This window comes from Caulobacter mirabilis (assembly GCF_002749615.1).
GTDB lineage: Bacteria > Pseudomonadota > Alphaproteobacteria > Caulobacterales > Caulobacteraceae > Caulobacter > Caulobacter mirabilis.
Genome location: NZ_CP024201.1, coordinates 2,156,430 through 2,177,388, shown reverse-complemented (window position 1 = coordinate 2,177,388; position 20,959 = coordinate 2,156,430). Strand labels below are relative to the sequence as shown.

The following is a 20,959-nucleotide window of genomic DNA, read 5'->3' as shown; positions in this document are numbered from 1 at the left end:
TGTGTGTCACGACGAAAAGGATCAGGCATGACCGATAAGGCGGTGCTGACGATCGGCGATAAGAGCTTCGAGCTGCCGATCCTGAAGGGTTCCACCGGACCGGACGTGGTCGATGTGCGCAAGTGGTACGCCGACTCCGACACCTTCACCTTCGACCCGGGGTTCACCTCGACCGCCTCTTGCGAAAGCAAGATCACCTACATCGACGGCGACGCCGGCGTGCTCCTGCACCGCGGCTACCCGATCGACCAGCTGGCCGAGAAGTCGAGCTTCCTCGAAGTCTGCTACCTGCTGCTGAACGGCGAGCTGCCCAAGGCCGACGAATTCGCCAAGTTCGAGCGCAACATCACCTACCACACGATGCTGCACGCGCAGTTCGACCGCTTCTTCGAGGGCTTCCGTCGCGACGCCCACCCGATGGCGGTCATGACCGGCGCGGTCGGCGCCCTGTCGGCCTTCTATTCCGACAGCATCAACGTCGACGACGCCCGCGAGCGTGAGATCAGCGCCCACCGCCTGATCGCCAAGATGCCGACCATCGCGGCCCGCGCCTTCAAGTACACGATCGGCCAGCCCTTCGTGTCGCCGCGCAACGACCTGAGCTACTCCGAGAACTTCCTGCGGATGTGCTTCGCCGTGCCGGCCGAGGACTGGGTTCCGAACCCCGTCCTGACCCGCGCCATGGACCGCATCTTCATCCTGCACGCCGATCACGAGCAGAACGCCTCGACCTCGACCGTCCGCCTGGCCGGTTCGTCGGGCGCGCATCCGTTCGCCTGCATCGCCGCCGGCATCGCCTGCCTGTGGGGCCCGTCGCACGGCGGCGCCAACCAGGAAGCCCTGGAGATGCTCGAGCAGATCGGCTCGGTCGAGAACATCCCGGCCTTCATCGAGGGCGTGAAGAAGCGCGAGTACAAGCTGATGGGCTTCGGCCATCGCGTGTACAAGAACTTCGACCCGCGCGCGAAGGTCATGCAGACGACCTGCCATGAGGTCCTCAAGGAGCTCGGCATCAACGACCCGCTGCTCGAGGTCGCGATGGAGCTGGAGAAGATCGCCCTGAGCGATCCCTACTTCATCGAGCGCAAGCTGTACCCGAACATCGACTTCTACTCGGGCATCACCCTGCGGGCGATGGGCTTCCCGACCAACATGTTCACCGTGCTGTTCGCCCTCGCCCGCACCGTGGGCTGGATCAGCCAGTGGAAGGAAATGTTCGAGGATCCCACCCGCAAGATCGGCCGTCCGCGTCAGCTGTACACGGGCGCGACCGAGCGCGACTACGTGGCGATCGATAAACGCTGATATCGACCAATCGGCACCTATATGGAGGGCTCCGGGGCGACCCGGAGCCCTTTGCTTTTGAACCGGAGGCCCGCGTGGCGCGCACTCAGAAAGACAGGATGCTGGCCGGCGAGCTCTACATCGCCGAAGGCCCGGAGTTGGCCGCCGACGACCAGCGCAATTCCGAGTGGCTGGACCGCTACAACGCCACCCAGACCCGGACCCGGGCCGAGGCTCATGTCCTGCTGCGCGAGAACCTCGGCTCGGTCGGCGACGGGGCCTACATCCGGCCGCCGTTCCACTGCGACTACGGCTACAACGTGCACCTCGGCGACGGGGTGTTCCTGAACTTCAACTGCGTGATCCTGGACGTGGTCAAGGTGACCATCGGCGACGGGACCCAGATCGGGCCGGGCGTGCAGATCCTGGCCGCGGATCATCCGCGCGATCCGGCGCAGCGCCGCGAGGGGCTGGAATTCGGCCGCCCGATCGTGATCGGCCGGAACGTCTGGATCGGCGGCGGCGCGCTGATCATGCCCGGCGTCACCATCGGCGACGACGTCATCATCGGGGCCGGCAGCGTGGTCACCCGCGACATTCCCGACGGCGCGACGGCGGTCGGCAACCCGGCCCGCGCCCGGAACCCCGCCCCCACGCCGGAGCGTTGAACCACTATGGCCAAGCCCCTGATCGTCAGCATTCCCCACAGCCTCGGCGCGGCCGAGGCCCGCCGCCGGATCGAGACCGGCTTCGCCGACCTGACCGCCAAGCTCCCGGGCGGCGGCGGCGACATCCAGCAGTCATGGGACGGCGATCGCATGACCTTCGCGGCCCTGATCGCCGGCCAGGACATCCGCGGCTCACTGGACGTGCTGGCCGACGCCATCCGCATCGAGGTGCTGCTGCCCGGCCTCCTGGGCATGCTGGCCGGCAAGATCGGCGGCAAGCTCAAGCAGGAAGGCCAGATCCTGCTGGAGGACAAGCGGAAGGGGTGAACAGTCGGGGACATGCTCCCGCAGGGTGCGTGTCCCCCCAAGACAGCTTGGCAAAAAGGGGACACGCACCTTCGGAGCATGTCCCCAGGGATCAGACCGCCTGCCCTGCCGCCCAGCCGGACGACCAGGCCCACTGGAAGTTGTAGCCGCCCAGCCAGCCGGTGACGTCGACGGCCTCGCCGATGAAATGGAGGCCGGGAACCTCGTTCACCGCCATGGTCGTGGAGCTGAGGTCGCGGGTGTCGATCCCGCCCAGGGTGACCTCGGCGGTGCGATAGCCCTCCGAGCCGACTGGCTTTATGCGCCAGCGGTTCACCGCCTCGCCGACGGCGCGCAGGGTCTTGTCGGGCGTGTCGGCCAGGTTGCCCCTCGCCCCGGCCTCGGCAGCCAGCAGGTCGGCCAGGCGCGAGGGGACGAGATGGCCCAGCGCCGTGTGCAGGGCTTGGCGCGGGCTGGAGGCCTTGGCCGCCTTCAGCGCCTCGAACACGTCGGTCCCGGGGGCCATGTCGATCTCAATCGCTTCCCCTTCTCGCCAGTAGGACGAGATCTGCAGGATCGACGGACCGGACAGGCCGCGATGGGTGAACAGCATCCCCTCGGCGAAGCGGGTCTTGCCGTGCGCGACTACCGCGTCGACCGACACCCCGGCCAGCGGCTTGATCCGCTCCAGCGCCCCGACCTCGAAGGTCAGCGGGACCAGGGCCGGCCGGGTCTCGACCACCCGCACCCCGAACTGCCGGGCGATGTCGTAGGCCCAGCCCGTCGCGCCCATCTTCGGGATCGACTTGCCGCCGGTGGCGACCACCAGCGACGCGCAGCGCGCCACCGAGCCGTCCGAGAAGGCGACCTCGAAGCCCTCGCCCATCCGGCTGACGCGATCGACCGACAGGCCCAGGCGCAGCTGCGCGCCGGCGGCCTTCAGGTCGTCGACCAGCATCTCGATGATCTGCTTGCTGGAGCCGTCGCAGAACAGCTGGCCCAACGTCTTCTCGTGCCAGGCGATGCCGCGGGCGTCGACGGCGGCGATGAAGTCCTGCTGGGTGTAGCGGCGCAGCGCCGAGATGCAGAAGCGCGGGTTCTGCGACAGGAAGGCCGCCGGCCGCGCGTCCAGATTGGTGAAGTTGCAGCGACCGCCCCCGGAGATGCGGATCTTCTCGCCCGGCGCCTGGGCGTGGTCGACGATCAGCACACTGCGGCCGCGCCGGCCCGCCTGGGCCGCGCACATCATGCCGGCCGCGCCGGCGCCGACGATGACGACGTCGAAGGCCTGCAAGGTCAGTCCACGCAGCGGCCGGGCTGGGCCTTGCCGCCGAGGATCTCGGTGCTGCAGCCGCAGAGGTCGTTGTCCGCCTCGCAGATCCCGGCGGCGGCGACTCCGTCCGCCGGCATGGCGCCGTCGGCGGCGATGCAGCGCCCCTCGCACTGGTCGCTGTCGGTGCAGGCCTTGCCGGCGTCCTTGTAGGTGAAGATGCAGGCCGGCCGCTGCATGCGGCAGACCGGTTTCACCGTGCCGCCGTTGGCCTTGCAGGCGGCGGCGTCGACGGTCGGGTCCAGCCCGGTCGAGCCGTCGCGCACCGTGGGGGCGCAGGCGGCCAGGGCCAGGACGGCGGCGAGAGCGGCGAGCGCGCGCATGGTCAGTTCCCTCGTTCGGCCAGCAGCTTCAGCACGGTGTCGGCGGCGATCTCGGACGGGTCGGGCCCGCCCCGCCCCATCTTCTCAAGCGCCGCATCCTGAGCGGCGATCTGGCGCGAGCGCAAGCCGGCGTCGTCCAGCCGCTCGCCGACCGCCTTGGCCAGGGCCGGGCCGTTGCAGGCGTCCTGCACGAACTCCGGCGCCACGAAGTCGCGGGCGGCGATGTTGAACATGGTGATCCAGGGCGGCTTGAAGAGCAGCTTCAGGATGCCGTAGGTCAGCGCGCCCAGGCGATAGCCGATGACCATCGGCGCGTGGGCCAGGGCCAGTTCGGTGGTCACCGTGCCGCTGCAGGCCAGCGCGACCGTGGCGGCGACGAAGGCGTCGTCCTTAAGCTGTTCGTCCTCGATGACATGAGCCCGATAGGGCCAGCCGGCGACCCGCGCCTTGACCGCTTCAGCCACGGTCCCCGCCGCGGGGATCACCACATGCAGCGCCGGGCGCCGGTCCTTCAGCAGGTTCACCGCGTCCTCGAAGGCCGGCATGACCAGCTTGATCTCCGCCGGACGGCTGCCCGGCAGCACCAGCAGGATCGGATCGTCCGGCCCGGCGCCGATCGCCGTGCGCAAACGCGCCGGGTCAGCCTTGGAGAAATCCTTGGCCAGGGCCGGGTTGCCGACGAAGGTGGTCGGCAGGCCTTCCTTTTCGAAATAGGGCGCATCGAAGCTGTGGATGGTCAGCAGGTGGTCGACTGCCTTGGCCAGAACCTTGGCCCGCCCCGGCCGCGTGGCCCAGACCTGCGGCCCGACGTACTTGACCAGCAGGGTGTTCGGCGAGGCCTTCCGGATGGCGTGGGCGACCCGCAGGGTGAAGCCCCAGCTGTCGATCAGGATCGCCACGTCGGGCCGCTCGCGCGCCGCCAGGGCGGCGGTCTCGGCCACGCGCCGCCTGATCCGCGGATAGGCCGGAATGGCCTCGAAGAGGCCCAGGATCGACAGGTCGGCGATATCGAACGGGCTCTGCACGCCCTCGGCGGCCATCTTCGATCCGCCGACCCCGACGAACCGCACGCCGTCGCTCAGCCGGGCCTTCAGCGCCCGCGCCAGGCCCGCGCCCAGGCTGTCGCCCGAGGCCTCCGCCGCCGCCAGCATGACGGTGAGGGGCCGGGTCATTCCGGCTTGGGCTCCACGCCCAGGATGAAGAGGCCCAGATCATCGGCCATGGCCACCGTCTCCTCGCGATCGACGATCAGCAGCCGCCCGACCTCGCCGACGATCCCCGCCAGCCCGGCCTGGGCCGCGCCGCGCACGGTGGCGACGCCGATGGTCGGAAGGTCGACGCGAACCTCCTGGATCGGCTTGGGAACCTTGGCCAGCACGCCGCGCAAGGCCTCGGGCCGGCCGCGGATCGCCTGGGGCAGATCGCGGACCCGGCGCAGCATCAGGTCCGTGCCCTCCTGCGCCTCGACCGCCAGGACCAGACCGTTGCAGACCACCGCCCCCTGCCCCACGTCCAGACGTCCGGAGGCCCGGGCGACGGTCAGGGCGCGATCGATGTCCTCGCGATGTTGCGGCGCCGGCCCATGCCGGCCGAGCAGACCCAGCGGCAGGGTCATCGAACCGGCGGCCTCGTGGGCGCCCTCGATATCGAAGCCCTCCTTGCGGAACTCCTCCAACAGCCGACGCAGCAGGGCGTCGTCGCCCTGGCGAGCCGCGGCGATCACTCCCGGCAGGGCCGCCAGGCCGCGCAGGTCCGGCTTGAGCTTGGCGAAGTCCGGCCGCGCGACCAGGCCCGCGAAACAGACCGCCTCGCAGCGCTCTTCACGCAGCGCCTTGATGCACTTGCCCAGCTCGGCGATGCCGATCTCGGCCGAGGGATGTCCCAGCGTGCCTTCGTCGGCGAAGCCCTTGAGGCGGATGACGAAATAGGGCCGCCCCGACGCCCGGCACCGAGCCGCGATCTCGGCCGGCAGGCCGCCGCCGCCCGCGATGATGCCCAGCTTGCGCACGGCTAGCTCTCGCGCTGCGGCAGGCAGAGCGGTCGGGAGGCGTCCTCGCGGATGAACTCCAGGATCTCCATGATCTCCGGAACGTTCGAATAGCCCTCTTCGACGTCCTCGATCCGCTCCTGGAAGGTGCCTTCGTCCGCGAACAGCAGGCGGTAGGCGGCGCGCAGGGTCGCGATCTGCTCGCGCGTGAAGCCGCGACGTTTCAGGCCGATGAGGTTGAGGCCTTCCAGATGGGCGTGGTTGCCCCAGACGGAGCCGTAGGGAATGACGTCCTTGGTGACGATGCCGCCGCCGCCCACGAAGGCGTAGCGGCCCACCCGGGTGAACTGGTGGATCGCCGCCAGCCCGCCCAGGAAGACGAAGTCCGAGACCGTGACATGGCCGCCGACCGCCACGCTGGGCGCGGCCGTCACCTTGCTGCCGATGATGCAGTCGTGGCCGATGTGGACGCTGACCATGAACAGGCCGTCGTCGCCGATGGTGGTCACGCCGCGTCCGCCGGCGGTGCCGGCATGGACGGTGGCGTGTTCCCGAAAGATGTTGCGCGCGCCCACCACCACGCGGGTCGGCTCGCCCTTGTGCGCCAGATGCTGGGGCGGACCGCCGAGGCAGGCGAAGGGATGCAGCACGCAGTCCTCTCCGACCTCCGTCACCCCCTCGACCACCGCATGCGAGATCAGCCGCACGCCCTTGCCCAAGGTCACATCGGGACCGACCGTGCAGAAGGGGCCGATCTCGACCGTCTCGTGCAGCTTCGCCTTCGGATCGACGATGGCGGTCGGGTGGATGGTCGTCATTGGGGCTTGTCCGCCTTCATCGCCGCGAATTCACACTCGGCCACGACCTTGCCGCGGACCAGGGCCTTGCCGACGAACTTGAACACGTCGCCGCGCGCCCGAGTCACCTCGACCTCCATGCGCAGGGTGTCGCCCGGCCGCACCGGTTGGCGGAAGCGGGCCCCGTCCACCGACATGAAGAAGATCGTCGTCCGCTCGATGTCGACCTCGAGCGTCTTGGACATCAGCACCGCGCCGGTCTGGGCGATGGCCTCGATGATCAGGACCCCAGGCATCACCGGATTGCCCGGGAAGTGCCCGTTGAAGAACGGCTCGTTGAAGGTGACGTTCTTGATGCCGACGATCGACTTGTGCTCGACATAGTCCTCGGCGCGATCGATCAGCAGAAACGGGTACCGATGCGGCAGCCGCTGCAGGATCTCGTCGAAGGCGATCTCGACGCCGGCGTTGTCTTCACTCATGCCTTGTCCCCCTTGCCCCGCCGGGCGTTGCGCGAAAGCCAGGCGGTTTCCCTCAGCCAGGCCTTCATGGGCTGCGCCGGATAGCCGCCCCAGGTTTCTCCAGCGGGCACTTCGCGGAACACGCCGGCGGCGGCCCCGACCCGGGCGCCCGGTCCGATGATCACGTGATCCGCGACGCCGGCCCGTCCGCCGAAGGCGGCGCCGTCGCCGATGACCACGCTGCCCGAGATGCCGGTGTAGGCGGCCATCACGCAGTTCCGCCCGACGCGGGTGTTGTGTCCGATGTGGACCAGGTTGTCGATCTTGGTGTTCTCGCCGACCACGGTGTCTTCCCAGGCCCCGCGGTCGACGCAGCTGTTGGCGCCGATGGTGACGCCGTCCTGCAGGATGGCGCGGCCCAGTTGCGGAATGTCGGCCACCCCGGCCTCCCCGGCCACCGCGCCGAAGCCGGCCTCGCCGATGCGGGCGCCGGCATAGAGGCGCACCCGGTCGCCGATCAGGGCGAAGCCGATGCTGGCGTTGGCGCCGATCTCGCAGTCCCGGCCGATGGCCACGCCCGGTCCGATCACCGCGCCCGGCGCGATCCGCGTGCCGCGGCCGATCTTCACGCCGGCCCCGATGACCACGTTCGGGGACAGGAGAACCCCGTCCTCCAACTCCGCCGAAGGATGCACCGCCGGCGCGCCCGCCTCGTGCATCCGCGGACGATGCAGGGCCGCCGCGGCGCGCGCCCAGGCGGCCTGGGGACGATCGACGACGACGGCGATGCTGGTCGCCGGAACCTGGTCGGCCAGGGCCGCCGAGACGAAGACCGCCCCGGCTCCGGTGGTCCGCAAAGCCTCGACGTGCTTGCGATCGGCCACGAAGGCGACATCCGCCGCACCGGCGCGATCGAGCGGGGCGACGCCCTCGACCTTCATCGCGCCCGGCTCGGCCGCCAGCGGCGCGCCGCCCGCCAGGGCGACGAGGTCCGCCAACGGGATGGGCCCCAGGTTCAGAAAGAAACGCGGATCCGCCATGTCTGTCCTCGCACACCCCGCGATACCGCGAGTCGGCGCCAGTGTTTCCAGCGGAGAGACCCACCGGGCCCTCCCCATAACGCGCTCAGCCTGACCTTGGCAGGCCAGGCTGAGACGACGTCTTGATCATGCGGCGGCTCACGGACGAAGGCCAGAGGCCGTCCGTGAACGACCTTTAGCGCTTCGGCGGAGTCGCGGGCGCGGGCGCCGGCGCGGCGGCCGGGGCGTCGAGACGTTCGCGGTTGAAGGCGAAGGTCTTGATCTTCGCGTTCAGCCCGGCGATCGCCTGATCGGTGAGGTCCATCTGCGGGGCCACCGCCAGGACGCCGTCGCCCAGCAGGATGCTGCACTGGCGCTGCTGGTACAGGCCGACGACGACCGGATCGAGCTCCTGCAGCACGCGCTGCAGCGCCTTGCGCTCGGTCAGTTGGATCTCGCGGGAGCGCTGCTCCTTCTTGCGGCCCAGGGCGTTGGCGCGGACCTGAAGGTCGGCGGCGCGCTTTTCCCAGGAGTCCGGCGTCATCGTCGCGCGGCCGGCGTCGAGCGCCTTGGCTTCGTTGGTGACCGCCGTGTCCTCGCCCTTCAGCTCGGCGTTGGCTTCATCGATGAGCTGCTTCATGCGCGTGCCGACGTACTTGCCGACTTCCGAGCCGGCGATCGTGCGATCGCTGGAGTAGGCGCACAGGCCCGGGATCGCGGCGCCGTGGCGCAGCTGCTGCACCGGCGCGGCGGCGGCCGGAGCGGCCGGTTGCTGGGCCGAGGCGGCCGTCGCAACAGTGGCGATGACGGCCGCAGCCGCGACCGCGAAGGTCTTCCTGGAGAGCATGAGAGTCTAGAACCTTGTAGAGGTTGAGAACCGGAACGTTTCCGTTTTGTCGTAGTCTTCTTTGGCTAGAATTTGGCTGAAGTCGAAGCGGATCGGGCCCATCGGGGAACGCCACATGATCGACAGGCCGGCCGAAGCGCGCAGGCTCAAGTCGTCATGGATATCGGGGTTCCGCACGCCGGGCCGCAGTTCCTTGTCGACGTCATCCAGCATCCCCACGGTGCCAAAGTCGGTGAACACGGCGGCCTTGATGCCATACTGCTCGGGCAGGAAGGTCGGCACCGACAACTCGATGGAGCCGATGGCGTAGGCCTTGCCGCCCAGGGCGTCGGTCCGCTGGCCGGTGTTGTCGCGCGGGCCGAGGCCGGCGACCTCGAAGCCGCGGAAGCTGTTGCCGCCCTTGTAGAAGCGGTCGTTGATCCGGACGCTGTCGCCGCCCCAGCCGTCGATGTAGCCGGCGGTGCCGGTGACCTGGAGGACGAAGTCCTTGTTGAAGCCGTAGTACCAGCCGCCGCCGAACTCGGTGCGCAGGTAGTTCACGTCGCCGGCGACGCCGGCCAGGTCCTGCGACAGGTCGACGTAGAAGCCGCGGGTCGGACGGATCGGGTCGTTCCGACGGTCGACGCGCAGGCCGTAGCCGACCAGCGAGGTCAGATAGGAGCCGCGCTGCGAGCAGAGACTGGACGACAGCACGCTGAGGCCGGTCGACGGATCGACCACGCAGAAGCTGTCGTCGATGATCACCTCGTCGCTGCGCAGGGTGTAGCGCAGGGACATCGAGGCGTTCTGCGTCAGCGGGAAGCCGAGGCGGACGCCGCCGCCCAGAGAGGCGGTGTCGAACGCCGTCTGGTTGCTGAAGTCGTAGCGGTACGAATACAGGTCCAGGCCGGCGCGCAGGTCGCGGCCCAGGAAGCGCGGCTCGGTGAACGAGAAGTCGATCTGCTGACGCAGCGAACCGACCGAAACCCGCGCCCGGACGTTCTGGCCGCGGCCGCGGAAGTTGCGCTCGCTGACCCCCAGGTCGATGACCAGCTGGTCGACCGAGCTGTAGCCGGCGCTGAACGACAGTTCGCCGGTCGGCTGCTCCTCGACCTGGACCCGCAGGCTGGTGCGGTCCGGCGTGGCGCTGGGCACTTCCTCGATCTTGACGTCCTTGAAGAAGCCCAGGGCGCGGATCTGGTTGCGCGAGCGGTCGACCAGCACGCGGTTGTAGGCGTCGCCCTCGGTCACGTTCATCTCGCGGCGGATGACGTAGTCCAGGGTGCGGGTGTTGCCGATGATGTCGATGCGGTCGATGTAGACGCGCGGGCCTTCCTTGACCTGGAAGGTGACGTCGACGGTGCGGGTGGCCGGATTCGGCGTGTAGCGCGGGCGGACGTCCACGAAGGCGAAGCCGGCCGCGCCGGCCGCGAAGGTCAGGGCGTCGGTCGCCGACTCGATCGCCGTGTCCTGGTAGGTCTGCCCCTCGCGGATCGGCAACAGCTGGGCCAGCACCGCGCCGTCCAGCTTCTTCATCTCGGTGTCGACGGTGAGCTTGCCGAACTTGTAGGGTTCGCCCTCCTCCACCGTGTAGGTGACGACGAAGCCGTTCTTGTCGGGCGCCAGCTCGGCCACGGCGGAGACGACGCGGAAGTCGTAGTAGCCCTTGTTCCGGTAGAACTTGCGGAGCTGTTCCTTGTCGTACTCGATCCGGTCGGGATCGTAGTTGTCGTTGTTCGACAGGAACTTGTACCAGCGGCTCTGCTCGGTGACGATCGTGTCGGCCAGATCGCCGTCCGAGAACTGCTTGTTGCCCAGGAAGTTGACGCTCAGGACGCCGCTCTTGGGGCCCTCGTTGATCTCGAAGATCAGGTCGACGCGCTTCTGCGGCAGTTCGACGATCTTGGGCGTGACGGTGACGCCGATGCGGCCCGACCGACGATACAGCTCGATGATGCGCTGGACGTCGGACTGGACCTTGGCGCGGGTGAAGATGCCGCGCGGGCGGATAGTCACCTCGTCCCGCAGCTTCTCTTCTTTGACGCCCTTGTTCCCCTCGAAGATCACCCGGTTGATGATCGGGTTCTCGACCACGCGCACGACTAGGTCGCCGTTCTGCTGCAGATCGATCTTCACGTCCGCGAACAGGTCGGTGCGGAACAGGGTCTTCAGGGCCACGTCGATGCGCGGCGCGTCGACGGTGTCGCCGGGCTGGATCGGCAGGTAGGACAGCACCGTCCCCGCCTCGATCCGCTCGTTGCCCTGCACGACGATCCGCTGGACGACGCCGGATTGAGCCGCCTGAGCGTAGGCCACGGCCGGAAGACTCAGAGCCATGGACCCCGTCATGAGAGCCAGGCCGGAGACGATCGCGGCGCTACGCGCGCGGGAATGCTTCATTTTATCTGCCATCGGCGGTCGGCGGGCGTTCACGAGAACAGACCACCGAGGAAGTTGAACACGTTGTAGCGCTGCAGGTCGTTCCAGACCGCGAACAGCATGAATCCCACGAGCAAGGCAAGACCAAGGCGGTAGCCGACCGCCTGTACGCTCGCCGCGAGTGGCCGTCGAGCCACGGCCTCGTAGGCATAGAAAAGCAGGTGCCCGCCGTCGAGCACCGGGATCGGCAGCAGGTTCAGGAACCCGATGCTGACCGACAGCACGGCCGAGAGGCTGAGCAGCGCCACGAAGGCGCCGAACAGGCCCCAGGCGAAGTTCGGCGCGCCCTCGGCGCCCATCTTGGCAACCGTGTCGGACGCCTTGGCGATGCCGATCACGCCGCCGATCTGGTCGGGCGGAACCTGGCCGGTGATGATCCGCCCCAGGTAGAACAGCGTCGTGTCGAGCACCCGCCAGGTCTGGGAGACGCCGTAGCCGAGCGCCTCGATCGGGCCATAGCGGACACGGATCAGGTCCGCCTCGCTGCGCGGCTGGGCGGCGATGCCCAGCAGCCCCATCTTCACCCGACCGCCGTCGCGGCCGACCCGCTCGGTGAGGCGCGGCGTGGCGTTCAGCTCGATCTCGCGCCCGGCGCGGTCCACCACGAAGGTCATCGGCACGCCGCCGCGGACCGCGACATAGTCCTCGATGTCCTGGAACGCCTGGATCGGCTTGCCGTCGATGCGCCGGATGGTGTCGCCGGCCAGGAAGCCCGCGGCCTCGGCGGCCGAGCCGGGCGTGACCTGGCTGATGCGCGGCTTGCTGAGAGTCTGGCCGAACGCGCCGGCCAGCACGGCGAACAGCAGCACGGCCAGCACGAAGTTGGCGAACGGCCCCGCCGCGGCGATGATCGCGCGCTGCCACACCGGCTTGAAATGATAGAACTTCCGGAGCGCCTCGGGATCGTTGTGGGCCAGGATCTTGGCCTTCATCTCGTCGAGGTCGTCCTGGTCCGGCACGGCGCTGGCGGCGTTGTCGTCGCCGGCGAAGCGGACGTAGCCGCCGAGCGGGAGCCAGCCGATTCGCCATTCCACGCCGCTCTTGTCGCGCCATTTCAGGATCGGCTTGCCGAAGCCGATCGAAAAGCTCTCGACCACGGTCCCGAACGCGCGCGCGGCCCAGAAATGGCCAAGCTCGTGGATCGTCACGACCAGGGTCAGGACGAACAGGAAGGGCAGAATCCACGACACAAGGTCAGGCATCGACCGGGCTACTCCCTAGCGATCAGTGGAGGACCAGATGTCTCGATAGCGCATCGGCCGCCAGGCGGCGCGCGCTCGCATCGATCATCATGGCGTTCTCCAACGCATCGCCCCCCGCACCGGACATCCTGTCCCCCAGCCCATTCATACGGGAAAGGGTCTCGGATACCAGCGGGGCAATATCGAGAAAGCCAATCTTGCGGTCAAGGAAGGCCGCGACGGCGACCTCGTTGGCGGCGTTCATCGCCGCCGGCGTCAGTCCGCCGGCCTGCAGCGCCGCCCGGGCGATGTCGACGGCGGGGAAGCGCTGCGGGTCCGGAGCCTCGAAGGTCAGCTGCCCCACGCGGGGCAGGTCCAGCCGCTCGGCCGGCCAGGGCAGCCGGTCCGGCCAGGCCCAGGCGCAGGCGATCGGCGCCTTCATGTCGGGCGGCCCCAGCTGGGCCAGGGTCGAGCCGTCCTGGTACTCGACCAGGCTATGGATCACCGACTGCGGATGCACGACCACGTCGATTCGCTCGGCCGGGGTGTCGAAGAGGTAGGACGCCTCCACCATCTCCAGCCCCTTGTTCATCATGGTGGCGGAGTCGATCGAGATCTTCGCGCCCATGCTCCAGTTGGGGTGGGCCACGGCCTGCTCCGGCGTCGCCTGGCGCATCTGCTCCAGGGTCCAGGTGCGGAACGGTCCGCCCGAGGCGGTGAGGATCAGCCGGGCCACGCGGTCACGACAGTCCGGCTGCAGCACCTGGAAGATGGCCGAATGCTCGGAATCGACGGGAATCACCCCGCCTCCGGCCTGGCGCGCGATCTCGAGCAGCGCCGGTCCGGCGCAGACCAGGCTTTCCTTGTTGGCCAGGGCGATGACCGAGCCCTTGCGGGCGGCGGCCAGGGTCGGGGCCAGGCCGGCCGCGCCGACGATGGCGGACATCACCCAATCGGCGCCCATGGCGGCGGCGTCCTCGACCGCCGCGTCGCCGCCCACCGCATGGACGCCGGAGCCGGCCAGCCGGTCGCGCAGACCCGGCAACAGCTTCTCGTCCTGGATGACGGCCAGCTTCGGCCGCCAGCGCAGCGCCTGCTCCGCCAGCTTGGCGACGTTGCGACCGGCGGTCAGGGCGAGAATCTCGACCTCGGCGCCGGACTTCTCGAACAGGTCCAGGGTGGAGACGCCGATCGATCCGGTGGAGCCCAGAACCGTGACCGTACGGGTCAATGCACCCATCCCCAGTTGTCGATCAGGCGCGCGCCCGCCACCACGATGGTGGCGAACAGCAGGCCGTCCACACGGTCGAGCAGACCGCCGTGGCCGGGGATCAGGTCACCGGAATCCTTTACGCCGAAACGTCGCTTGAGCATCGATTCCCACAGATCTCCGGCCATCGTCGCCAGGCCGCCGAGCAGCCCGACCATCAGCGCGGAGTACCATGACAGGTCCATCCGTGTCAGGACCGTGAAGGCGTAGGCGGCGGCCATGGCGCCGATCAGCCCGCCCACGAAGCCCGACCAGGTCTTGTTGGGCGAGAACCGCGGCCACAGCTTGGGCCCCTTCAGGGCGCTGCCGACCAGGAAGGCGCAGATGTCGGCCGCCCAGGTGATCACGAACAGCAGCAGCATCCAGGCCACGCCGGTCGACATCGACCAGCTGAAGCTGTCGCCGGAAGGATTGCGGAGCCAGACCAGGGCGATGCAGGCCGGCGCGATGTAGACCACGCCATAGGCCGCGTCCGCCGCGCGCTCGGCCTTGTGGCGGGTGATGAAGGCGGCGATCAGCGCGCCGCCGATCATCAGCGCCCATGCAGTCCTGTACCAGCCCACCTGGGCGGCGAAGACTCCGGCCAGCACGGCCACGGTGATGGTGACGGCGACCTCGGCCGGGTGCTCCGGCGCGCTCATCTTGCCCCATTCGACGGCCAGCAGGCCGATGGCGATGGCCATCATCAGCAGGAAGGGCCCGCCGCCGTACCAGATGGCGCCCAGAACGGCGGGCACCAGCACAACCGCCGAGGCGATCCGCAGGGTCAGGTTGGCCCAGTCGAATCGCCTAACCGGCGGCGAGGACGTCATTCGACGCAACTCCACCGTAGCGCCGCTCCCGCGCGCGGTACTCGGCGATCGCGGCCCGCAGGTGCTCGGCGCCGTAGTCCGGCCAGAACACTTCCTGGAAGATCAGCTCGGCATAGGCGCATTCCCAGAGCAGGAAGTTGGAGATGCGCTGTTCGCCGCTGGTGCGGATGATCAGGTCCGGATCCGGCGCGCCACCGGCGGCCAGGCGCTGGGCGAAGACCGTGTCGTCCAGGTCCTCGGCCCGCGCCCTACCCTCTTCCACGTCGCGCGCGAAACGCTGGGCGGCGTCCACGATGTCGGCCCGGCCGCCGTAGTTGAACGCCACCTGCAGCAGGAAGCGATCATTATGCGCCGTGCGGCGCTCGGCCCGGTCGATGATGTCGAGGATGTCCGGCTTCAGTCCCGTCCGCCGTCCCAGGATCTTCACCCGCACGCCCTCGCGCGCGAGCTTCTCCAGGTCGCTCTCGACGTAATGCCGCAGCAGGTTCATCAGCTCGCTGACCTCGGCCACCGGCCGACGCCAGTTTTCGGTCGAGAAGCCGAACACCGTCAGGGTCTCGACACCCAAGGCCGGCGCGCCCTCGACCACGCGTCGCAGCGCCTTGACGCCTTCACGGTGTCCGAAGGTCCTCGGCAGACCGCGTTGTTTGGCCCAGCGACCGTTGCCATCCATGATGATGGCGACGTGCAGCGGCCCGTCCGTCGGCGTCATCGCCACTCCTCACCCGTCCTGCAGACGCAGCGTCCCCCCGCCGCAGCCGACCAGTTCTAAACCTGCATGATCTCTTGTTCTTTGGTTTTCAAGGTCTCGTCGATGCGCTTGATCGCCTCGTCCGTGAACTTCTGGATCTCGCCTTCCATCCGCTTCTGCTCGTCCTGAGTGATGACCGAGTCCTTCTCGGCCTTCTTCAGGTCGTCGTTGCCGTCGCGGCGCACGTTGCGCACGGCCACCTTCTGGTGTTCGGCGTACTGGCGGGCGATCTTCACGAGATCCTTGCGGCGCTCTTCCGTCAGCGGCGGGATCGGAATGCGCAGGTTTTGGCCTTCCACGACCGGGTTCAGACCCAGGCCGGCGTTGCGGATGGCCTTCTCGACCGAGACCACCAGGCCGCGGTCCCAGACGCTGACGCTCAGCGAGCGCGGCTCCGGCACGCTGACCGAACCGACCTGGTTCAGCGGGGTCGTCGCGCCGTAGGCCTCGACCATCACCTGGTCCAGCAGGCTGGCGGACGCGCGCCCGGTGCGCAGCGACCCGAACTCGTCCTTCAGAGCGGCGACGGCCTTGTCCATCCGCCCCTTGTAGTTGTTCAGCACCGGCTTTTCAGTCGAGGCCATGTGCAGGCTCCCTCTTCTTTCTATGCAGCCTCGGCGATGACGGTATGGACCCCCTCGCCCTGAAGCACCTTCATCAGATTGCCGCGTTCGCGGATGGAGAAGACGACGATCGGGATGCCGTTCTCGCGCATCAGGCTGATGGCGGAGGCGTCCATGACCTTCAGGTCCTTGGCCAGAACGTCGTGGTAGGTCAGGCGATCGAACCGCTTGGCGGCCGGATCCTTCTTCGGGTCGGCGGTGTAGACGCCGTCCACGCTGGTGCCCTTGAACAGGGCGTCGCAGTTCATCTCGGCCGCGCGCAGCGCCGCGCCGCTGTCGGTGGTGAAATAGGGATTGCCGGTGCCGGCGGCGAAGATCACCACCCGGCCCTTTTCCAGGTGCCGCTCGGCGCGGCGACGGATCAGCGGCTCGCAGACGGTCGGCATCGGGATGGCGGACTGTACGCGCGTCGAGACGCCGATGTGCTCCAGAGCGTCCTGCATGGCCAGGGCGTTCATCACCGTGGCCAGCATGCCCATATAGTCGGCGTTGGCCCGGTCCATGCCCTTGGCCGCCCCGGCCAGGCCGCGGAAGATGTTGCCGCCGCCGATCACCAGGCAAAGCTCGACGCCCGCCTCGGCGATCTGCTTCACGTCCCCCGCCACCGCCGCGACCGTGTTCATGTCGATGCCGAAGGGCGTGTCGCCCATCAGCACCTCGCCGGACACCTTCAGGAGGATTCTCTTGTAGCGCATGGCGGTCATGGGGATTTGCGGGCTCGCGAGTCGGTTTGGGCGTTCAACATAGAGCAAGGGCGCGCACAGCGTGAGCCGTGCGCGCCCTCAACAAAGGTCCGGAAGGAGCTTAGTTCCCGCCGGTCATCGAAGCGACTTCGGCGGCGAAGTCGTTTTCCTTCTTCTCGACGCCTTCGCCCAGGGCGAGACGCACGAAGCCGGTCATCTTGATGTCCGCGCCCAGCGCCTTGCCGGTCTCGGCGATCAGCGCCTTGACCGTCTGGTCCGGGTTCATGACGAACGGCTGCTCGAGCAGCACGACTTCGCGCTGGAACTTCGAGATCTGACCTTCCACGATCTTCTCGATCATGTTGTCCGGACGGCCTTGTTCCTTGGCCTTCTCGATGAGAACGGCGCGCTCGCGCTCGATCGCCGCCGGGTCGAGGTCCTCGGCGGACAGCGACAGCGGGTTGGTCGCGGCGACGTGCATCGCGATCTTGCGGCCCAGCTCCTGCATCGCGGCCTGGTCGCCGGCGCCTTCCAGCGCGACGAGCACGCCGAGCTTGCCGAGTTCCGGACCGACCGAGTTGTGCACGTAGGCCGAGATCGAGCCTTCGGCGACCGAGAGCTTGGCCGAGCGACGCACGGCCATGTTCTCGCCGATGGTGGCGATCAGGTTGGTGACCAGGGCCTGAACGTCTTCGCCGCCGGCGGTTTTGGCCGAGCGGACGGCCTCGACGTCGTCGCCGACGTCGAGCGCGACCTGGGCGGCCTGACGGGCGACGCCCTGGAAGGTCTCGTTGCGACCGACGAAGTCGGTCTCGGCGTTCAGCTCGATGGCCGCGCCGGTCATGCCCTTGCCGTCCTTGCGCAGGGCGACGGCCACGACGCCTTCGGCGGCGACGCGGTCGGCCTTCTTGCCGGCCTGGCTCAGGCCCTTGGTGCGCAGCCAGTCGGTGGCCGCTTCGAAGTCGCCGTTGTTCTCGGTCAGCGCCTTCTTGCAGTCCATCATGCCGGCGCCGGTCTTCTCGCGCAGGTCCTTGACCAGCGCAGCGGTGATCTCCGCCATATCGTGTCCTCCTGATAGGGACTTCAAATAAGGGTGCGGCCCGGCCTTACGACCGGGCTGCGAAAGGTTCGTGAAGCTGACGCCCGCCTCGCAGCGGGCGGCGCATCAGCTGGCGGCCGGTTCCTCGGGAACCGCGTCCAGCGCGGCTTCCGTGGCCTCGACGGCCTCGACCGGAGCGGCCTCGGGCGTCTCGGGGGCGAACTCCTTGGCCAGCGTCGGCTCGACCGGGGCCACGCTGGCCCCGATATCGACGCCCGAAGCGACCGTGCCGGCGGCCATGCCGTCCAGCACCGAGTCGGCGATCAGGTCGACGTACAGCTGGATGGCGCGGGCGGCGTCATCGTTGCCCGGGATCGGGAAGGTGATGCCGTCCGGATCGCAGTTGGTGTCCAGGATCGCGATGACCGGGATGTTCAGCTTGCGGGCTTCCTGGATCGCGATCGCTTCCTTGTTGGTGTCGATCACGAACATCAAGTCGGGGATGCCGCCCATGTTCTTGATGCCGCCCAGGCTGAGCTCGAGCTTGTCGCGCTCGCGGTTCAGCATCAGCAGCTCCTTCTTGGAGCGGGCGCCGGCGCCGTCGCCGTCCAGGATGCCTTCCAGCTCGCGCAGGCGGGCGATCGAGCCCGAGATGGTGCGCCAGTTGGTCAGGGTGCCGCCGAGCCAGCGGTGGTTGACGTAGTACTGGGCGCAGCGCTTGGCGGCCGTGGCGATCGGGTCCGACGCCTGGCGCTTGGTGCCGACGAACAGGACGCGGCCGCCGGCGGCGGCGACTTCACGGACCTTGACCAGGGCCTGGTGCAGCAGCGGGATCGACTGCGACAGGTCGATGATGTGGATGTTCGACCGCGAGCCGAAGATGTAGCGGTCCATCTTCGGGTTCCAGCGGTGGGTCTGGTGGCCGAAGTGGGCGCCGGCTTCGAGCAGCTGACGCATGGAGAATTCGGGAAGAGCCATCTCTTCGTTTATCCTTCTTCCGGTTGGCGCCTCCGCGGGCAAACCCCTGAAATCCTTTTGGGAAATCCAGGGACCGGAACGGATCGTGCGGGATGTCTCCCCACAGCGACCGAACGCCCGCGTGCGTGATGGGCGCGGAAATAGGCGGAAAGCGCGGGAATTGCAAGCGGTTGGCGCCGCCGGTTGCGGGATCGGCGAGCGACTGGCAGCCTCGTCTCCATGCTGACACGCCCTCGCCTCGCCGCCCTCGTCCTGCTCGCGCCGCTCGCGGGCGCTGCGTTCGGGGCCGCCGCCGCCGAACCCGACTTCCAGGCGACGGTCGCCCAGGCCCGCGAAGCCGACTTTCAAGGTTATCTGCCGGTCGCGCAGCTCAGCGAGATCGTCGGGTTCGACAAGAGTTGGTCGGTCAACACCTTCTACGTCATCTGGACCGGAAAGCGGCCGGCGCTGACGGCGCACTTCGTGGCGCGCCGTCAGACCGGCGGGCTGGCCCTGTCGACGACCGAACGCTGGGCCGACTCCCGGACCTGCCAGGCCCTGGTCCCCACGTTGACGGCGATGGAGCAGCTCCCCGACGCGCGCGTGGATATCCCGGACCTCGGCCGCGAGGTCCCCGAGACCCCGCGGCTGCTCCCGGCCGGCCTGCGCCTCACCCTCTGGGCCCATGGGGCGCGGGCTGGAGCCGACGAGGCGTTGGTCGATCTGGAAATCAGCGGCAGCGCCGACACGCCCATGGCGAAGTGGTGGAGCGAGACTCAGCAGGCCTTGGGCGCCTGTTGGAAGCCCGACAGGCCGACGACCTGAGGCCGCGCCGGCCGCCCCATCCGGCCTCCGCCGAAGCGATCGCCGCCCAGCACCGCGCCCTAGCCGGCCATCCGGAAGGATACGGCGACCTTGACCCAACGCCCGGCGCTCAGCTCCCCGCTCGTGAGGGTCGACCGGGCGCGGTAGAGTTCCTCCACCCGGCGGGAGATGCCGGCGAACAGCTCCGGAGCGCTCGATTCGACCGTTTCCGACGGACAGATCAGCGACTGGTCGGACTGGATCTGGCAGACCACCAGCACCCTGCCTTCGACCGCCTGGGCCAGCGCCTTGCTGGGATAGTAGCGCCCCATGTCCCCGATGCTGCTCAGCGGCGCCTCGGCCGCGGTCAGCGGGACGAGGCCTTCGGGCGGCGTCACCTCGCGGCGATCGGACGGCGACAGGGTGATCGGGACCTCGATCCGCAACGGCACGTCGTTGTCCGGGTCGAGCGCCTTGACGTCGAACCGGTAGCCGCGAGCGACGTTCCGCGCCGCAACGCCCCTGGCCTCCGGCGTTTCCGGGGGCGGCGCGCAGCCCTCCAGCAGCCCTTGCCGCCGGGCCAGCGAACAGTCGAGCCGGATGACCACGCCCTCCGGCGGCAGGTCGCCCAGCGGCTCGACCGCCCGGTTCCGAGCGGAAATGGTCGGGCGCCGGACAGGCTGCAGCGTCTCGAAAGCGATCGTATCGCGCTCGGGGCGCGGCGGCCGGTAGTCGAAGACCACGCCGGTCCGGCAGATCGGCGCCCCGCCCCGCCAGTCGGTCTCGGCGCCGACCGAAACCGCCAGGTTGTCTCGCGGCGGCCGGCGGCCGATCCAGTACCGGAAGTCCGCAGACACTGACGCACGCCCGTGGTCGAGGCGCGACCCGCCGTCGGTCTTCGCCGGTCCCAGCGACACGACCGTGGGGCGGCGCTGCGAGATCTCCGGGTTCACCAGCCGGCCGCCCGGAACGACGTAGGCCCAGTCCGGCGACTCCTTGAGGGTCGACGCCGGGACGAAGGGGCCGAACCGTCCTTCCAGCTCGGCCGCGAGCGCCTTCACGATCGGCGCGCAGTCCCGCGCCGCCGCGATCGGGGCCTCATGCTCCAGCCGGACCTCGTAGGCGTCGTAGGCGCCGGGCGTGATCGTCAGGTCGTAGAGCCGGCCGGCCAGCGGGATCGCTTCCGCCGCTCTCAGCTCGATCGGCTTGCCCGAGTATTGAGACGCCGTCTCGACCCAGCCGGCGTCCGGCGCCGTCGCCTTGACCTCGGCGAACGGCATTCCGACCCGAAGCGGGCCGACCAGCGGCTCCCCCGCCGCCGCCGCGATCATCGGCCAGGCGGCGAGCGCCGCGGCCAGCATCACATTCGTCCGGCGCATGCTTTCCCCCGCCCGTCGGA

At 68.9% G+C, this 20,959-nt stretch carries 22 protein-coding genes; 4 read left to right on the top strand and 18 right to left on the bottom strand.

Translation table 11 applies throughout. The annotated features are described in order from the left end of the window. Positions 1-27 precede the first annotated feature (27 nt). The 3 genes from gltA (at position 28) to CSW64_RS10740 (ending at position 2,279) form a co-directional block, all read left to right on the top strand. The gene (gene gltA, locus CSW64_RS10750; RefSeq protein WP_099622106.1) at positions 28-1,305 is read left to right on the top strand and encodes a citrate synthase; all 1,278 of its coding nucleotides are present in this window, start codon (positions 28-30) and stop codon (positions 1,303-1,305) included. A gap of 74 nt (positions 1,306-1,379) precedes the next feature. After that, positions 1,380-1,952 (top strand): sugar O-acetyltransferase, encoded by a 573-nt coding sequence (locus CSW64_RS10745; protein WP_172448513.1) that lies wholly within the window; start codon positions 1,380-1,382, stop codon positions 1,950-1,952. A gap of 6 nt (positions 1,953-1,958) precedes the next feature. Continuing rightward, positions 1,959-2,279 carry a polyhydroxyalkanoic acid system family protein gene (locus CSW64_RS10740; protein ID WP_099622104.1) on the top strand — a complete coding sequence of 107 codons (321 nt, stop codon included), beginning with the start codon at positions 1,959-1,961 and terminating at the stop codon, positions 2,277-2,279. A gap of 91 nt (positions 2,280-2,370) precedes the next feature. On the opposite strand, the gene CSW64_RS10735 is transcribed toward CSW64_RS10740, so the two are convergent. The 17 genes from CSW64_RS10735 to rpsB all read right to left on the bottom strand — a co-directional run bounded on the left by CSW64_RS10735 (position 2,371) and on the right by rpsB (position 18,777). After that, positions 2,371-3,552 (bottom strand): BaiN/RdsA family NAD(P)/FAD-dependent oxidoreductase, encoded by a 1,182-nt coding sequence (locus CSW64_RS10735; protein ID WP_099622103.1) that lies wholly within the window; start codon positions 3,550-3,552, stop codon positions 2,371-2,373. A gap of 2 nt (positions 3,553-3,554) precedes the next feature. Next, positions 3,555-3,911: a hypothetical protein gene (locus tag CSW64_RS10730; RefSeq protein ID WP_099622102.1), complete on the bottom strand. Its 357-nt coding sequence runs from the start codon at positions 3,909-3,911 to the stop codon at positions 3,555-3,557. Between the two features lie 2 nt (positions 3,912-3,913). Then, on the bottom strand, positions 3,914-5,083 hold the full coding sequence (gene lpxB, locus CSW64_RS10725; RefSeq protein ID WP_099622101.1) for a lipid-A-disaccharide synthase: 1,170 nt from the start codon (positions 5,081-5,083) through the stop codon (positions 3,914-3,916). After that, positions 5,080-5,919 carry a UDP-2,3-diacylglucosamine diphosphatase gene (lpxI, locus tag CSW64_RS10720; protein WP_099622100.1) on the bottom strand — a complete coding sequence of 280 codons (840 nt, stop codon included), beginning with the start codon at positions 5,917-5,919 and terminating at the stop codon, positions 5,080-5,082. Before lpxI ends, lpxB begins: the two co-directional genes overlap by 4 nt. 2 nt (positions 5,920-5,921) lie before the next feature. Further along, a complete protein-coding gene (gene lpxA, locus CSW64_RS10715; RefSeq protein WP_099622099.1) occupies positions 5,922-6,716 on the bottom strand; it encodes an acyl-ACP--UDP-N-acetylglucosamine O-acyltransferase in 795 nt (264 codons plus the stop codon). Further along, complete coding sequence (gene fabZ / locus CSW64_RS10710; RefSeq protein WP_099622098.1) at positions 6,713-7,177, bottom strand: 3-hydroxyacyl-ACP dehydratase FabZ; 465 nt, start codon at positions 7,175-7,177, stop codon at positions 6,713-6,715. Before fabZ ends, lpxA begins: the two co-directional genes overlap by 4 nt. Beyond that, on the bottom strand, positions 7,174-8,196 hold the full coding sequence (lpxD, locus tag CSW64_RS10705; protein WP_099622097.1) for a UDP-3-O-(3-hydroxymyristoyl)glucosamine N-acyltransferase: 1,023 nt from the start codon (positions 8,194-8,196) through the stop codon (positions 7,174-7,176). The genes fabZ and lpxD overlap by 4 nt, the downstream gene beginning before the upstream one ends. A 175-nt stretch (positions 8,197-8,371) precedes the next feature. Continuing rightward, positions 8,372-9,022 (bottom strand): OmpH/Skp family outer membrane protein, encoded by a 651-nt coding sequence (locus CSW64_RS10700; RefSeq protein WP_099622096.1) that lies wholly within the window; start codon positions 9,020-9,022, stop codon positions 8,372-8,374. 6 nt (positions 9,023-9,028) lie between these two features. Continuing rightward, on the bottom strand, positions 9,029-11,401 hold the full coding sequence (bamA, locus tag CSW64_RS10695) for an outer membrane protein assembly factor BamA (protein WP_099622095.1): 2,373 nt from the start codon (positions 11,399-11,401) through the stop codon (positions 9,029-9,031). Positions 11,402-11,430: 29 nt separating this feature from the next. Beyond that, entirely contained in the window at positions 11,431-12,642 is a 1,212-nt protein-coding gene (locus CSW64_RS10690; RefSeq protein WP_099622094.1) for a M50 family metallopeptidase, read from the bottom strand. A gap of 22 nt (positions 12,643-12,664) precedes the next feature. Beyond that, positions 12,665-13,861 (bottom strand): 1-deoxy-D-xylulose-5-phosphate reductoisomerase, encoded by a 1,197-nt coding sequence (locus CSW64_RS10685; protein WP_099622093.1) that lies wholly within the window; start codon positions 13,859-13,861, stop codon positions 12,665-12,667. Next, complete coding sequence (locus CSW64_RS10680; protein WP_099622092.1) at positions 13,849-14,703, bottom strand: phosphatidate cytidylyltransferase; 855 nt, start codon at positions 14,701-14,703, stop codon at positions 13,849-13,851. The genes CSW64_RS10685 and CSW64_RS10680 overlap by 13 nt, the downstream gene beginning before the upstream one ends. Further along, positions 14,681-15,415: a polyprenyl diphosphate synthase gene (gene uppS, locus CSW64_RS10675; protein WP_099622091.1), complete on the bottom strand. Its 735-nt coding sequence runs from the start codon at positions 15,413-15,415 to the stop codon at positions 14,681-14,683. The genes CSW64_RS10680 and uppS overlap by 23 nt, the downstream gene beginning before the upstream one ends. A 56-nt stretch (positions 15,416-15,471) precedes the next feature. Next, positions 15,472-16,038, bottom strand: a complete 567-nt coding sequence (gene frr / locus CSW64_RS10670) for a ribosome recycling factor (RefSeq protein WP_099622090.1) — start codon at positions 16,036-16,038, stop codon at positions 15,472-15,474. A 20-nt stretch (positions 16,039-16,058) separates the two neighbouring features. Next, a complete protein-coding gene (gene pyrH, locus CSW64_RS10665) occupies positions 16,059-16,781 on the bottom strand; it encodes a UMP kinase (protein WP_099622089.1) in 723 nt (240 codons plus the stop codon). Between the two features lie 100 nt (positions 16,782-16,881). Beyond that, on the bottom strand, positions 16,882-17,820 hold the full coding sequence (tsf, locus tag CSW64_RS10660) for a translation elongation factor Ts (protein WP_099622088.1): 939 nt from the start codon (positions 17,818-17,820) through the stop codon (positions 16,882-16,884). A 105-nt stretch (positions 17,821-17,925) separates the two neighbouring features. Continuing rightward, the gene (gene rpsB, locus CSW64_RS10655; protein ID WP_099622087.1) at positions 17,926-18,777 is read right to left on the bottom strand and encodes a 30S ribosomal protein S2; all 852 of its coding nucleotides are present in this window, start codon (positions 18,775-18,777) and stop codon (positions 17,926-17,928) included. Positions 18,778-18,996: 219 nt separating this feature from the next. On the opposite strand from rpsB, the gene CSW64_RS10650 reads away from it, so the two are divergent. Further along, positions 18,997-19,581 (top strand): hypothetical protein, encoded by a 585-nt coding sequence (locus CSW64_RS10650; RefSeq protein WP_099622086.1) that lies wholly within the window; start codon positions 18,997-18,999, stop codon positions 19,579-19,581. A gap of 59 nt (positions 19,582-19,640) precedes the next feature. On the opposite strand, the gene CSW64_RS10645 is transcribed toward CSW64_RS10650, so the two are convergent. Further along, complete coding sequence (locus CSW64_RS10645) at positions 19,641-20,939, bottom strand: hypothetical protein (RefSeq protein WP_150131374.1); 1,299 nt, start codon at positions 20,937-20,939, stop codon at positions 19,641-19,643. Between the last annotated feature and the right edge of the window lie 20 nt (positions 20,940-20,959).